The following is a 15,011-nucleotide window of genomic DNA, read 5'->3' on the forward strand; positions in this document are numbered from 1 at the left end:
ATCAGCGGATTATGAGAGCAGCGAAATGAAATGAAAAGAAGTCATGCATTTCGCTGCCCATTTGTGTTGCTCTATTGCATCGCAGTGAGGTTCGCGATGCACCTCTCTCTTACTGGCAGGACTCGCAGGTGGGGTCGTCCACGCCGCAGAACTTGATGTCAGTGGCTGCATTGCTGGCCAGTTCCATTTGCGCATTCGCAGCGGCTGCAGCAGCTTCCAACGCGCTGGACATCTTGGTCGAGCCTTGTGCATCGTTACCGGATGACACTGCATTCATGCGCCCCGCAGTCACCGTAGATTTCTCCGCGTGAGTCGCAGACATGGTGCGGAGGTAGTAGGTCGTTTTCAGACCGCGCAACCACGCAAGTTTGTAGGTTTCGTCGAGCTTCTTGCCCGAGGCGCCGGCCATGTAGATGTTCAGCGACTGCGCCTGGTCAATCCATTTCTGGCGACGTGCTGCGGCTTCCACCAGCCAGCGCGTTTCCACTTCAAAGGCCGTGGCATAGAGTTGCTTGATCTCTTGGGGCACGCGGTCGATCGGGCTCAGCGAACCATCAAAGTGTTTCAGGTCCATCACCATGACGTCGTCCCACAGGCCCAGGGCCTTGAGGTCACGCACCAGATAGCTGTTGATGACCGTGAACTCGCCAGACAGATTGGACTTGACCGACAAATTGCCGAAGCAGGGTTCGATGGATGCGTCCACCCCAATGATGTTGGAGATGGTGGCAGTAGGTGCAATCGCAACGCAGTTGGAGTTGCGCATGCCGTCCTGGGCAATCTTTTGGCGCAATGCATCCCAGTCCAGGGTGGCGGAGCGGTCCACTTCTACATAGCCGCCACGGGCTTGGGCCAGCATGTCCAGGGTGTCGGGTGGCAGGATGCCCTTGTCCCACAGCGAACCCTTGAAGCTGGAGTACTTGCCGCGTTCGCGCGCCAACTCGGTGGATGCCCAGTAGGCGTAGTAGCTGATGGCTTCCATGGACTCGTCAGCAAACTGCACGGCAGCGTCGCTGGCGTAAGGGATGCGCAGTGCGTACAGGCTGTCCTGGAAAGCCATGACGCCCAGGCCCACAGGGCGGTGGCGCAGGTTCGAATCACGCGCCTTCTTGACTGCGTAGTAGTTGATGTCGATCACATTGTCCAGCATGCGCATGGCCGTGGCGATGGTGCGCTTGAGTTTGTCGTGGTCCAGTGCACCATCTTTCAAGTGCTGGCTCAGGTTGACCGAGCCCAAATTGCACACCGCAGTCTCTGTGTCGCTGGTGTTCAGTGTGATCTCTGTACACAGATTGGAGGAGTGCACCACGCCCGCGTGTTGCTGAGGAGAGCGTACGTTGCAGGCGTCCTTGAATGTGATCCAGGGGTGGCCGGTTTCGAACAGCATCGTGAGCATCTTGCGCCAGAGATCGCTGGCCTGCACCGTGCGCGAGGGTTTGATTTCGCCGCGGGCTGCCTTCTCTTCGTAGGCGACATAGGCTTTTTCAAACGCGGAGCCAAACAGGTCGTGCAAGTCCGGAACGTTCGATGGCGAGAACAATGTCCAGGTGCCTTTTTCCATGACGCGACGCATGAACAGATCGGGGATCCAGTTGGCGGTGTTCATGTCGTGCGTGCGGCGGCGGTCATCGCCAGTGTTTTTACGCAGCTCCAGAAACTCCTCAATGTCCAAGTGCCATGTTTCAAGGTACGTGCACACCGCACCCTTGCGTTTGCCGCCCTGGTTTACGGCCACGGCGGTATCGTTCACCACCTTCAGGAAAGGCACCACACCTTGGGATTCACCGTTGGTGCCCTTGATGTGGGAGCCCAGCGCGCGTACACGGGTCCAGTCATTGCCCAAGCCGCCGGCAAATTTGGACAACAGGGCGTTTTCCTTGATGGACTCGTAGATGCCATCCAGGTCATCGGGCACCGTGGTCAGGTAGCAGCTGGAGAGCTGTGAGCGCAGTGTGCCGCTGTTGAACAGCGTGGGGGTGCTGGACATGAAGTCGAAGCTGGACAGCACTTCATAAAACTCGATCGCACGTGTTTCGCGGTCAATTTCGTTCAGCGACAAGCCCATCGCCACGCGCATGAAGAAGGCTTGGGGAAGCTCAATGCGGGTTTTGCCTTCATGCAGGAAGTAGCGGTCATACAAGGTCTGCAAACCGAGGTAGTCGAATTGCATGTCACGGCTGGACTTGAGAGCTGCGCCCAGGCGTTTCAGATCGAATTGCAGCAGTTTTTCGTCCAGCAAGTCGGCATCCACGCCGCGCTTGATAAAGCCGGGAAAGTAATCCGCATAGGCTTCCTGCATGTCCGCCTGGGCCACATCGCGTCCCAGCACTTCGCGGGAAATTGTGTGGAACAGCAAGCGCGCCGTGGCGTAGGTGTAATCCGGGTCTTTTTCGATCAGCGTGCGGGCCGCCAGGATGGATGCCTTGTACACCTCGTCCATGGGAACGCCGTCATACAAATTGCGCATGGTTTCCGCCACGATGGGGTCCGGTTTTACGTCGGCACCCAGTCCAGCGCAGGCGGTTTCGATGCGCGACTGCAGTTGCGCCAGGTCCAAGGCCACGCGCTGACCAGCCTCCAAAACATGGATGGTGGGCATGGCTGGGGTAGTTTGGGCTACCTGTTTGGCGCGCTCCTGGGTGCGGCGCTCGCGGTAGAGCACGTAGGCGCGGGCAATCTCGTGGTGGCCACCACGCATGAGCCCCAGTTCCACTTGGTCTTGCACATCTTCAATATGGAAGGTGCCGCCGCCGGGGCGTGAGCGCATCAGCGCGCGAATCACCTGCTGCGTCAAACCGTCCACAGTCTCACGCACGCTGGCCGAGGCCGCTCCCTGGGTGCCGTGCACGGCCAAAAAGGCCTTCATCATCGCAACGGCAATCTTATTGGGCTCAAAAGGAACCACTGCGCCATTGCGGCGAATGATCTGGTAGTGGGTCAGGGTGTTCACCATGCCGGTTTCTGTATTGCCGCTGCTATGGGCGGTCAGCAGCGTGCTGGATGGCGTGGGGGTTGCAGTAGAAGCAGATTCCATGATTTCCTCGTCTAAATCGGTATTTTTGGGGCTTGTCGCGGAGCATGAACAGCCCCTTTTTTGTCGCAGTGGGGCAGTGGTTTGAATTAACAGCACACACTATATCTGGGGTCTTGGGTGGAGACAAGCCACTACCTGTAGTGTACAGGCTGCTATTGGGCGCTTCCTGCGCCGACGTGGATGTCTTGCTGCTTGGAACACCGCAATGCGGGTCGGCAAGGCGCCCGTGAAATGGGGCTTTGGACGGGCCGCGCCAAGATTGGTGCGCGCTTGCGCAGGATTTGGCCTGCAAAGGCCCGTCAAATCAGCGTCTTGGGGGACTGCACGTCACCTCGCTGGGTGCGCATGGGCCGGGGAAATGCCTGAAAAAATATTTTCAGGTGTGGCCCCCAGCTGTGGTGTGGGGGTAGTAACTCGCGGGGAGTCCCAGGCTGTCACGCAAAACATCCCACCTAAAGCCGGGGCCCGGGTCCTCCTTGCGTCCTGGGGCAATGTGTTCATGCCCTGCTACGTGGCGCAGCGGGTAGTGGTGCGCCATGGCGGGAATCAGGGACTGCAGTGTTTCGTACTGCGCCGGGGTGAAGGTATCGCCCTCTAGCCCCTCCAGTTCTATGCCGATGGAGTCGTCATTGCAGTTGCTTCTGCCGCGGTAGGCAGAGACCCCCGCATGCCATGCGCGGTCTTCGCAACTCACGAACTGCCAGAGATCGCCCTGCCGGGTGATGAAAAAGTGGGCAGACACCTGCAAACCTTCAATCGACTTGAAATACGGGTGTGCGTTCCAGTCCAGCCGGTTGGTGAACAGTTCTGCAACGTGTGGTGTGCCGTACTGGCCGGGAGGCAGGCTGATCGAGTGGAGGACGACCAGGTCAATCAAGGCCCCACGCGGGCGCGGGCCAAAGTTGGGGGAGGCACAGACGTGGGCGAAACGGTACCAGCCCTTGAGCCACAGGGACGGACTGTCTTCAGGCATCGGCGGAGTCGTCCGAGGCGTTGGGTGCGTCAATCTGCAGGCGTGCCATCCTGTAGCGGATCTGCCGCAGGCTGATGCCGAGACGATGGGCTGCCGACGTGCGGTTGAAGCGGGTTTCTCGCAGGGTGCGAACCAGGATGTCACGTTCAATCCGGTCCAGGTGCACCTGCAAATCACTCGGAATGGGGTCTTCCGCGCTCATGGCCACCGGCGGAGGGGGCGCGAAGCTCGCGACGATGTCCGCAGGCCGGGTGGTTTCCTGGTCGTAATGCAACGGCTGGGGCTGTGTGCTCAGGGCGTGGGTGTCGAGTTCCAGTACCGCATCGTCCGAAAGTGCCATGGCGCGATGCAAAACGTTCTCCAGCTCGCGGACGTTGCCCGGCAAAGGAAGCGTGCAGATTTGCGCCATGGCCCGTGCTGACAGCTGTGGGGCAGGCAGACCGGACTCTGCGGCAATCCGGATCAGCAGGGCCCGACACAAGGCGGGCAGGTCTTCGCAGCGTTCACGCAGAGGAGGAATATAGATATCGATGACGTTGAGGCGGTAGTACAAGTCCTGCCGGAAGCGTCCGGCCTGCACCTCTGCTGCCAAGTCCTTGTGGGTGGCGCTGACGATGCGCACATCCACCAACTCTTCTTGCAGTGCGCCCAAGGGACGCACACTGCGTTCCTGGATGGCCCGTAAAAGCTTGGATTGCATGGGCAGTGGCAAGTCCCCAATCTCGTCCAAAAACAAGGTGCCACCGTGTGCCGCCTGGAAAAACCCCACGCGGTCCTGCGTGGCGCCGGTGTAGGCCCCTTTGCGGGCGCCAAAAAACTCCGCCTCCAGCAGGCTTTCCGGGATGGCACTGCAATTCACTGGCACCCAAGGTCCCTGCACGCGGTGACTGTTGGCATGGATGGCACTGGCGACCAGCTCTTTGCCGGTGCCCGATTCGCCATGAATGAGCACCGGTGCCATACTCCGCGCCACCTTGACGATCCGGTCCTTGACCTGGGCCATGACGCCGGAGCTTCCCACCAGCCTGGCCAGCGCGTTCTCTGCGCTGGCCGTGTTGCCGCTGGAGGTATTTTTCTGCGTCGGGTTGCGCGCCGGGACTGGCGTGGCAGCCGCGTTGCCCTGCAGGGCATTAGCGACGACGGCCCGGAACTGTTTCAGGTCCACCGGCTTGGACAGGTAGTCAAAAGCCCCCGCCTTCAGCGACTCCACGGCATTTTCGGCTGAGCCATAGGCCGTGATCACCACACAGCGCTCCGGGCGTTGCTCTGCACGCAGCTGCGCCAAAATATCGGTCCCCGAGCCATCGGGCAGACGCATGTCCGTGATGATGGCGTCAAAGCGCTGTTGCTTGAGTTGCTCCCGGGCCTCTTGCACGCAGCCGGCGGTTTCCACCCGGTAGCCTTCGCGCAGCAGGGTGAGCTCGTACAGCGTGCGCAAGTCCGGCTCATCGTCGATGACCAGAATGCGTGCGTCGTTCAGTACAGGGAGGTTTGCCATGGTGCTTCTGTATTGTCGTTCGGCAAGGTGCTGTCGGTCAGCGGCAAGGTAATCGAAAACGCATTGCCTTCGGTAGCGAGGCCCGCCACCTCCTGCGTGCTGCGGTGGTAGGCCAGGGTGGCGCCATGGCGCTCACACAGCTCCCTGGAAATATACAGACCCAGGCCGCTGGATCGGCTCTCCGAAGAGAAAAAGGGCTCAAACAGGTGGCGCTGTACCGAGGCATCCATGGGGGCGCCGTCACTCCATACGGTCACCCGCGCCGCCTGCTCTCGGCGCACGCTGAGCACCTGGATGCCGCCAACACGCTTGCTGGCGTAACGTTGGGCATTTTCCAGCAAGTTCACCAGGATCTGGCGCAGGTGGTCTGCATCAAAACGCACCGACAGCGCCTCCGCATCTACCTGGATGTGCAGTTGGGCCAGGCGGCCTGACTGGTGGGCCCAGTCGGATGCGATGCGGTACACCTGTTCGTGCAGGTGAATATGCTGCGTCAAGAGGGCAGGGTCATTGCCGCGGACCCGGGACACATTCAGGATGTCATCCACAATTCTTTCGAGTCGTTTGGCGTTTTGGCTCACCATGGCCGTGAGTTTCTTTTGCCGTGGGTCGCTGAGCTCCTCGTCCAGCAGGGCATTGGCTTGGGCAATGGCGGCCAGTGGGTTGCGTATTTCGTGCGCGACTGCAGTGGAAAGTCGGCCCATGCTGGCCAGTTTTTCGGTACGCAGGCGAGCTTCTAGTTCGCGCTGGTCTTGCAAAAACAGCACACACAGGCTGTCCTGCGCGATGCCCTGCGGCGCGGCCAGACTGGTGCGAACCAGCACCCGACGGGGCCCGCTGCCTGCGTGGTGGATGGTGACTTCTGCCTGCTGGGCGCGGCCGGTGCCCATGCTCATCCGGGTCAGGTGCAGCAATGTTTGCCACGCCGGGCTGGATTTCAGGTCAAACATGGCTGCGCGCAATGGCCGGTGTGGGCTCCCCAGCAACAGCCTGGCTGCCGGATTGGCCGCGCGCACCAGGCCTTGCGCATCGACGATGAGTACCCCATCGGGCAGGGACTCAATCACCAGTTCATTGACCTGCCGCTGCACCGTGGCTGCCAACTGGCTCAGGCGTGCCCGCTGCCCCTCGCTGGCCAAGCGCGATGCCAGTTGGTTGGCCAACAGCGCAATCAAAAGATACCCGGCCCCTGCCAGCGCGGCCTGCACAAAGGCCGATGCTGCCTCGCCAGGTGCTTCGCGGTGCAAGCCGTAGGTGCCCAGCAGCAGCAGCATGCTGATACCAGCCGCTGTTCCCAGGGCCAGGCGCAACGAACCCAACACCGATGCCAGCAAAACCGGTAAGGCAAACAGCGGGGTGTAGTTGAGGTTGTTGCCTTGCAGCCACTGCAAACCGGAGAACACCGCAATGTCCAGCCCGATCAGCACCCCCCAGGCACGGTTGAAAGCCTGCCCCAGGCGGCGTGGCCGGACAAACCGCCGGGTCGCCAAGGTGCCCAGAAAGTAAGCCAGGCAAATGGCGATAAGCGTGCGGCTTTGGGCTGAACCGCTGACATACAGAGCCGCCTGTAACACCACCAATACCAGCCCCAGCGTCAGACGGGCCGTCATGAAGGCTTGCCAAAGGCGCGAGAACTCCTGTGTTCCTTCGGGTGGCTCGGGCACGGGCTCCAGGGCAGTCGGCCCAAACCACGAGTGCTCGGGAAGCGGGGTTGGCATTACCCTTCCGCCGCTTGGCGGTGTGCGGTGCTGCAGTAAGGCCCCTGCCGACCGAACAACGCGTCGGTGCTGGGCAAGTGAAGCCCACAGTGGCCGCAGGCCACCATGTCGGTTGGTTGTGCGGGCGGCTGTGGTTTGGATGCCGGTTTGGGGGCCACTGCGCTGCTGCGCGCTGTGCGCCAGCGCCAAGCCACCAAGAACACCACGGCAAGGACGATGAAGTATTTCATGCGCCCCGTCCCAAAATCACTTCCAGCACAAACCGCGACCCCACATAGGCCAGGAGCAAGAGCAGCGAGCCGGTGTAGAGCATGCGATTGGCCTGTTTGCCACGCCAGCCAAACTGGTAGCGGCCTGCCAGCAAAACGGCAAAAGTGGCCCAAGCCAGCACGGAGAATATTGTCTTGTGGTCCCAGCGCCAGGCGTGGGTGGGGCCGTACAACACATCACCAAAGCCATAGCCCATGACCAGGGTGGCACTCAGCAACACAAAGCCTGCTGCAACAAACCGGTAGGTCAGGCGCTCCAGGGTGAGCAGTGGCAAACCGCTGTGCGGGTCTGCGGCCTGGCGAATCCGGGCCTCGGTGCGTGTCATGAACCAGGCATGTACCACTGCGGTGCCAAACAAGCCGTAGCAGGCCACGCCAAACAGCAGGTGCAGCGGGAGCCAGATGGAGGCTGTGGCTGCCAGTGGCGTCCCCGGGAACACAAACGCCAGTGCCACCGCCAGTGCCCCCAGTGCGGCCAGCGCCCAGCGTGTCGGCAACTGAGGAAAGACCTGGCTTTCCACGGCATACACCGCAGCCACCAGCCAGGCCGTCACCGACAGGGCCGGTGCAAACCCGAAGTACGCGGTGCTGCCCATCAGGCTCCAGGCCAGCACGGCACCGTGCAGCACCCAGGCGATGACCACCCCGTTGCGCGCCGCGTTGGCCGACAAATGGGTGGCGCGCAGCGCGACCCAAGCGTAGGCGCTGGCGGCCAAAACCGACAGGGTCAGGCTGATGGGAGTCGCACTGGCTAAAATCATCCCCACAGTTTAGCGTTTTGCTCCCTGCCAGCCCCGGCTGGCCCTCACTACAGGTTCCGCTTGCCGGAATACGTCTTATGGCTTCCGCCCTTACCGACAAACTCTCCCGCCTCGTCAAAGACCTGCGCGGCCAAGGCCGCATCACCGAAAGCAATGTGACCGACATGCTGCGCGAGGTGCGCATGGCGCTGCTGGAGGCGGACGTGGCCTTGCCCGTGGTGCGTGATTTCATCGCCCGGGTCAAAGACAAAGCGCTGGGCCAAGAGGTCATGGGCTCGCTGCAGCCGGGCCAGGTGCTGGTCAGCATCGTTAACAAGGAACTTGCCGCCACTATGGGCGAGGGCGTGAGTGACATCAACCTCGCTGCGCAGCCGCCCGCGGTCATCTTGATGGCCGGCCTGCAAGGTGCCGGTAAAACCACGACCACGGCCAAGCTGGCCAAACACCTGATCGAGAAGCGCAAAAAGAAAGTGCTGACCGTGTCGGGCGACGTCTACCGCCCCGCCGCCATCGAGCAGCTCAAAACGGTGACAGCCCAGGCTGGCGCCGAATGGTTCCCGTCCACGCCGGACCAAAAGCCCGTGGACATCGGCCGCGCCGCACTGGACTACGCCAAAAAACATTTCTTTGATGTGCTGCTGGTTGACACCGCAGGCCGTCTGGCCATTGACGAAGCGCTGATGCTGGAAATCAAGGAGCTGCACGCGGCCCTGAATCCGGTGGAAACCCTGTTTGTGGTGGACGCCATGCAGGGCCAGGACGCGGTCAACACCGCCAAGGCCTTCAAGGAAGCGCTGCCGCTGACCGGCATCATCCTGACCAAGACCGATGGCGACTCGCGCGGTGGAGCTGCGTTGTCCGTGCGCCAGGTCACTGGCGCCCCCATCAAATTTGCCGGTACCAGTGAAAAGCTCGATGGCCTGGAGGTGTTCGACGCTGAGCGCCACGCCGGTCGCATCCTGGGCATGGGCGACATCGTGGCCCTGGTGGAGCAAGTCACCGCCGGTGTGGACATCGAGGCTGCAAAAAAGCTGGCCGAGAAGGTCAAGAGCGGTGGCGGCTTCGATCTGAACGACTTTTTGGCCCAGATCCAGCAGATGAAACAAATGGGCGGCCTCTCCAGCCTCATGGACAAGCTGCCCGCCGCCATGGCGGCCAAGGCCGGTCAGGTGGACATGGACAAGGCCGAGAAAGACATCAAGCGCAAGGAAGGCATCATCCACAGCATGACGCCGCTGGAGCGCCGCAAGCCCGACCTCATCAAAGCCACGCGCAAACGCCGCATTGCCGCGGGTGCCGGTGTGCACGTGCAAGAAGTCAACCGCATGCTCAAGGAATTTGAGCAAATGCAGGACATGATGAAGAAGATGAAGGGCGGCGGCATGATGAAAATGATGAAACGCCTGGGCGGCATGAAGGGCATGCCCAAGATGCCTTTCTAACCATCTGCCCGATGGCTGACCAACACCCTGCGCAAGTTTTAAAAGGCATTGGCCTGGCCATTGCGGCCATGGCCTGTTTTGCCAGCCTGGACACCACCACCAAATGGGTGTCGCTCAGCGCACCGCTCATGGTGGCCATGTTTTTCCGCTACGCGTTTCAGGCCGTGGCTACCACCGCCATTGAGCTGCCCCGCCAGGGGCGCGCTTTACTCCACACCGCGCACATCGGCCTGCATGTGCTGCGTGGCGGTCTGCTGCTGGCGACCAGCATCCTGGCCTTTTTGAGTCTGAAGCACATGCCGGTGGGCGAGTTCACCGCCATCGTGTTGCTCACGCCCCTGGTGGTGACCCTGTTGGCCGCGCGCATGTTGCATGAAAAAGTGTCGCGGTTGCGCCTGCTACTGGTGGCCGGCGGTTTTGCCGGCACCTTGGCCATCGTGCGGCCAGAGGGGTCTGACTTCAACTGGGCCCTGTTGTTCCCCATCGGGGTGGTCGCCGCCAATGCGGGCTTTCAGCTGCTCACCAGCCGCATGGCCCGCACCGAAGATCCGATGACCATGCAGTTCTACACCGGCTGGACCGGTGCTGGCGTGGCCGCACTCGCCTTGCCCTTTGCCTGGGCACCGATAGAGTCGCACGCCGTGTGGGGTGGCTTGCTGCTCATGGGCGTTTTGGGCAGCCTGGGCCACTTCATCTTCATCCAGGCCTTTCAGCGCGCACCCGCCGCCGTGCTCATGCCTTATATGTATGCCCAGATCGCCTTTGCCATGCTGGGCGGCTGGCTGATCTTCTCGCACGTGCCCGACGCCTGGACCATCGCCGGTATGGCCCTGATCGCCGTGTGTGGTGCCGCTGGCGCGTGGCTCACGGCGCATGAAAGCCGGGCATCGGCCGAAACGCCAGAGCACTGATGGGCGCTTGCGTGGTGCAGTTTAAGTGCCTAATTGGCCTCTGGCCCCCGTGGAGTATGCGCGAGTAGCTCCTGATTTTGTAGCAATTTTCGGGCTGATGTGTGGGCGGCAGAGCGGGGAGTCCGGGCCCCCGCCTCATACTGCCAAACGCGCAGAAATCGGCGGGGCCCCGGACTCCCCGCTCTGCGGGTGAGATGGTTTGGTCTCAGCGTTGAATCGATTAAGGTGGGGGGCTGTTTTGCGGTGAAAGTGGTCCTCGGACGTCGTCGGACCGCTTGACTAGCGGCGCAGCAGCACTTCCCAATTTGTGCTCAACACATATCGCGTGCTCGCGCCCGGCCCCGGTGTCCAATACTCTGACAGGAGCCACACATGAAGCTTGACGACCTCGGCCAGCATCCGTTTTTCATTCAAGCCTCGCAGGACAGCATCGACGTTCACAAGGCGCTTGGCTTGAAGTTGACGGAAGACCTCGATGAATCAATGACACTCGATGAGCGTCAGTTCTACATGACTCGTGTCGGGTTCTCACTGGCGCACACCCTTGGCTGGGCGGAGCAGCTTCAACACGCTGTGCACTTCATGACGGACTTCGGGTACGGTAAGAAGGCTTCAGAGGCGGGTATCAAACGGTCGCACCACCTGCTTTACAACGTCGAAAACTACCTGATCCGGTTGCAATCAGTGTACGACAGGTGCTTGCAGCTCACCAACGCGGTTTTTCACCTTTGCATGAGCAGCGAACACGTCATTCACGGGGTGATCGTGAGCAACCTGCACGTTGAGCGCACCAACATTCCGAAGCTACTCAAGGCGGTCAAGAAGTCTATTAAGAGCGAAGAGCAGGAGCGGCACACGCTGGTCCACAAGCATTCGCATATGGACCCGGAGCTTCGCCGGATCGAGATGTTCTACATGCACAGTAAAGAGACATGGGGAGACGACAAAGATATGCCGTTTGAGAATCTCGTGTACGTCAGAGGGCAACTGGTGAAGAAATACACCAACAGACGCAAAGCAGAGTTTGATGCGATGAACGTTGAACTGGGAAGCGCGCTCGCTGCGCTTTTCGACGGCCTTATGGTTGAGTACGACCGTCAGAAGGCTCGCTTGGCAAAGATTGTGTGACCGGAAACGACCTTTCCATCGAGCTAGGCATCTCTGCTTTTAGCCTAAACCGATAACCCATCCGCAAGCTGCGCTGTTCGCCGCCACCCATCCGCAGGCGCGCAAGGCTTTACAAGCCAAATCGCCCGCTAGCGCATATAGAGCATGCGCAAGCAGCTCCTAAATAAATAGCAAATCAAACCATCCGCCCGGTCTTCACAAACCGGTCGTGCCACGACAGTGCTTCACTCAGAATGTGCGGGGTGTGGCGGCCGGGGGCTGTCTGCAGGGCGCGGTTGAAGTAATCGCGCAGGGCGGGGCGGAAGTCGGGGTGGGCGCAGTTTTCGATGACGAGCTGCGCGCGCTGCGTGGGGGACTTGCCGCGCAGGTCGGCCAGGCCTTGTTCGGTGACGATGATTTCCACGTCGTGCTCGGTGTGGTCGGTGTGCGAGACCATGGGCACGATGCAGGAAATGGCGCCGTCTTTGGCGGTGGACGGTGTCATGAAGAAGGACAGGTAGGCGTTGCGCGCAAAGTCGCCTGAGCCGCCTATGCCGTTCATGATGCTGCTGCCCATGAGGTGGGTGGAGTTGACGTTGCCGTAGATGTCGGCCTCGATCATGGCGTTCATGGCAATCAGGCCCAGGCGGCGGATCACCTCGGGGTGGTTGCTCATCTCCTGCGGGCGCAGCACGATGCGCTCGCGGTAGAAATCGATGTTGGCGTTGAACTCTTCCAGCGCTGCGGGGCTGAAGGATAGCGCCGTGGCCGAGGCCATGGTCAGCTTGCCGGACTTGATCATCTCCAGCATGCCGTCCTGCAGCACCTCGGTGTAGGCCGTCAGGTTGTTGAACGGGCCTTGGTTCAGGCCGATGAGCACCGCGTTGGCAATGTTGCCCACGCCGCTTTGCAGGGGCAGCAGGTCCGTGGGCAGGCGGCCGACATTCACCTCTTGCTGCAGGAACTGGATGATGTGCCCGGCAATGCGTTCGGAGGTCGCATCGGGCGGGGTGAAGGGCGAGTTGCGGTCGTGTTCGCTGGTTTCCACCACCGCAATCACCTTGGCCGGGTCGCAGTGCAGATAACACTCGCCAATCCGGTCGCCGGGCGCCACCAGTGGAATGGGGCGGCGGTGTGGCGGGATGCGGGTGCCGTAGTAAATGTCGTGCATGCCTTCCAGGCCCGGATGCTGCTGGCTGTTCACTTCCAGAATGATGTGGTCGGCCAGGTCCAGCCAGGTCTTGTTGTTGCCCACCGAGGACGAGGGAATCAGCCGCCCGTCCGGCAGGATGCCCGCCACTTCTACCACCGCCACCTTGAGCGGCCCCAAAAACCCAAACCATGCCAGCTGCGCCACGTGCGAGAGGTGGATGTCGGTGTACTGCATCTGCCCTGCGTTGATCTGTTTGCGCACCGTGGGGTCCGACTGGTAGGGCAGTCGCATAGCGACGCCGTGTGCTTTGGCCAGCGCACCGTCCAGCTCGGGGGCGGTGGAGGCGCCGGTCCACAGGCCGATCTGGAAGTCTTCGCCCGCCGCGTGCAACTGTTCCATGCGCTGGGCCAGTGCCTGTGGCACCGCCTTGGGGTGGCCGGAGCCGGTGAAGCCGCTCATGCCCACATTGGCCCCTGCGGGGATGAGGGCGGCGGCGGCCTCGGCCGACATGAGCTTGGCCTGGTAGGCGGGATGTTGGATGCGGGGGGCCGATGGCATGTCAAAAAACTCCGGGAGTCTGAGGGGGCGGGCGCCAGGCGCTCCGCAAGCCCGCCATCTTACGATTGGCTTACGGGTTTACCCTTGGTATTTTCTTGACTTGGGGCAAATCTCCCGTAAAAAGGGCTCCCGCAGGAGCCCTCCGTACCAGGCACCAAGCGGTCAGGCGGCGTGTTCCACCGTCAGCACTTCACCGCGCAAGGTGTAGCTGCGGGTCTCCGTGATGGTCACATCCACCAACTGGCCCACCAGGCGCGGGTGGCCGGCAAAGTTGACCACGCGGTTGCACTCGGTCCGGCCCATCAGTTCACCGTTGTCGCGCTTGCTGGCGCCTTCCACCAGGATGCGCTGCACCGTGCCCAGGCGCTGGGTGCTGATGGTGGCAATGTTGGCGTTGATGGCCGCTTGCAGCTCCTGCAGGCGGGCCAGCTTCACCTCGTGCGGTGTCTCGTCGTGCAGGTTGGCCGCAGGGGTGCCGGGGCGCGGGCTGAAGATGAAGCTGAAGCTGTTGTCAAAGCCCACGTCGTGGATGAGCTTCATCATCTTGGCGTGGTCTTCGTCTGTCTCGCCGGGGAAGCCGACGATGAAGTCGGAGCTGATCGACATATCGGGCCGGATGGCGCGCAGCTTGCGGATGGTGCTCTTGTATTCCATGGCGGTGTAGCCACGCTTCATGGCCATGAGGATCTTGTCGCTGCCGTGTTGCACCGGCAGGTGCAGGTGGCTCACCAGCTTGGGCAGCTTCTCGTAGGCCGCAATCAGGCTGGGCGTGAACTCGTTAGGGTGGCTGGTGGTGTAGCGGATGCGCTCAATGCCGGGGATGTCGCTCACATACTCCAGCAGCGTCGCAAAGTCGGCCATCTCGCCGCCTTCGGTCATGGGCGCGCGCCAGGCATTCACGTTCTGGCCCAGCAGGTTCACCTCTTTCACGCCCTGGTCGGCCAGGCCGGCAATTTCCACCAGCACATCTTCAAACGGGCGGTTCACTTCCTCGCCGCGGGTGTAGGGCACCACGCAGTAGCTGCAGTATTTGCTGCAACCTTCCATGATGCTCACAAAGGCGCTGGCGCCGTCCACCTTGGCGGGCGGCAGGTGGTCAAACTTTTCAATCTCGGGAAAGCTGATGTCCACCTGGGGCTTGTCCAGCGCCTTGCGGGCGTTCAGCAGCTCGGGCAGGCGGTGCAGGGTTTGCGGGCCGAACACCACGTCCACATAGGGCGCGCGTTTGATGATCTCGGCACCTTCCTGGCTGGCCACGCAGCCGCCCACGCCGATCTGCACGCCCTTGGCCTTCAGGTGCTTGATGCGGCCCAGATCGGAAAACACTTTCTCCTGCGCTTTTTCGCGCACCGAGCAGGTGTTGAACAGGATCAGGTCGGCCTGCTTCACATCGTCGGTGGGCTCGTAGCCCTGGGCCGCGCCCAGCACGTCGGCCATCTTGTCCGAGTCGTACTCGTTCATTTGGCAGCCGAAGGTTTTGATAAAGACTTTTTTGGACATGGGACACCCCGAGAAAAATGCTATGAATATAGGAGCTTCTCGCGCAATATTGGCGAGGGCTAGAGGCCAAAAAGGCTCTAAAAGTGG

Annotated in this window: 11 protein-coding genes; 3 read left to right on the forward strand and 8 right to left on the reverse strand. The window is 61.4% G+C overall.

The window, feature by feature from the left end:
• Positions 1-109 precede the first annotated feature (109 nt).
• The 6 genes from AC3WS7_RS07830 to AC3WS7_RS07855 form a co-directional block, all read right to left on the reverse strand.
• Positions 110-3,034, reverse strand: coding sequence for a ribonucleoside-diphosphate reductase subunit alpha (locus AC3WS7_RS07830; RefSeq protein WP_296467294.1), 2,925 nt, complete (start codon positions 3,032-3,034; stop codon positions 110-112).
• A gap of 376 nt (positions 3,035-3,410) precedes the next feature.
• Complete coding sequence (gene ampD, locus AC3WS7_RS07835; protein ID WP_492655951.1) at positions 3,411-4,007, reverse strand: 1,6-anhydro-N-acetylmuramyl-L-alanine amidase AmpD; 597 nt, start codon at positions 4,005-4,007, stop codon at positions 3,411-3,413.
• Positions 4,000-5,505 (reverse strand): sigma-54-dependent transcriptional regulator, encoded by a 1,506-nt coding sequence (locus AC3WS7_RS07840; RefSeq protein ID WP_492655952.1) that lies wholly within the window; start codon positions 5,503-5,505, stop codon positions 4,000-4,002. The genes ampD and AC3WS7_RS07840 overlap by 8 nt, the downstream gene beginning before the upstream one ends.
• Entirely contained in the window at positions 5,484-7,223 is a 1,740-nt protein-coding gene (locus tag AC3WS7_RS07845) for a sensor histidine kinase (protein WP_296467285.1), read from the reverse strand. The genes AC3WS7_RS07840 and AC3WS7_RS07845 overlap by 22 nt, the downstream gene beginning before the upstream one ends.
• Positions 7,223-7,453: a PP0621 family protein gene (locus AC3WS7_RS07850; RefSeq protein WP_296467280.1), complete on the reverse strand. Its 231-nt coding sequence runs from the start codon at positions 7,451-7,453 to the stop codon at positions 7,223-7,225. Before AC3WS7_RS07850 ends, AC3WS7_RS07845 begins: the two co-directional genes overlap by 1 nt.
• A complete protein-coding gene (locus tag AC3WS7_RS07855) occupies positions 7,450-8,253 on the reverse strand; it encodes a cytochrome C assembly family protein (RefSeq protein WP_296467277.1) in 804 nt (267 codons plus the stop codon). Before AC3WS7_RS07855 ends, AC3WS7_RS07850 begins: the two co-directional genes overlap by 4 nt.
• A 77-nt stretch (positions 8,254-8,330) precedes the next feature.
• Here AC3WS7_RS07855 and ffh point away from each other — a divergent pair, with 77 nt between their 5' ends.
• From ffh to AC3WS7_RS07870, 3 genes are all read left to right on the forward strand, one after another.
• Positions 8,331-9,695 carry a signal recognition particle protein gene (gene ffh, locus AC3WS7_RS07860; RefSeq protein WP_296467274.1) on the forward strand — a complete coding sequence of 455 codons (1,365 nt, stop codon included), beginning with the start codon at positions 8,331-8,333 and terminating at the stop codon, positions 9,693-9,695.
• Positions 9,696-9,706: 11 nt separating this feature from the next.
• A complete protein-coding gene (locus AC3WS7_RS07865; RefSeq protein WP_492655953.1) occupies positions 9,707-10,606 on the forward strand; it encodes a DMT family transporter in 900 nt (299 codons plus the stop codon).
• Between the two features lie 372 nt (positions 10,607-10,978).
• Positions 10,979-11,734, forward strand: a complete 756-nt coding sequence (locus tag AC3WS7_RS07870; RefSeq protein WP_492655954.1) for a Cthe_2314 family HEPN domain-containing protein — start codon at positions 10,979-10,981, stop codon at positions 11,732-11,734.
• A 175-nt stretch (positions 11,735-11,909) separates the two neighbouring features.
• Here AC3WS7_RS07870 and scpC read toward each other — a convergent pair whose 3' ends face one another.
• Positions 11,910-13,424 (reverse strand): succinyl-CoA:acetate CoA-transferase ScpC, encoded by a 1,515-nt coding sequence (gene scpC, locus AC3WS7_RS07875; protein WP_492655955.1) that lies wholly within the window; start codon positions 13,422-13,424, stop codon positions 11,910-11,912.
• A gap of 162 nt (positions 13,425-13,586) precedes the next feature.
• Positions 13,587-14,924, reverse strand: coding sequence for a tRNA (N6-isopentenyl adenosine(37)-C2)-methylthiotransferase MiaB (miaB, locus tag AC3WS7_RS07880; protein ID WP_492655956.1), 1,338 nt, complete (start codon positions 14,922-14,924; stop codon positions 13,587-13,589).
• Positions 14,925-15,011: the final 87 nt, after the last annotated feature.

The sequence above is a fragment of the Rhodoferax sp. EU05-FHT12H12 genome, assembly GCF_058791215.1.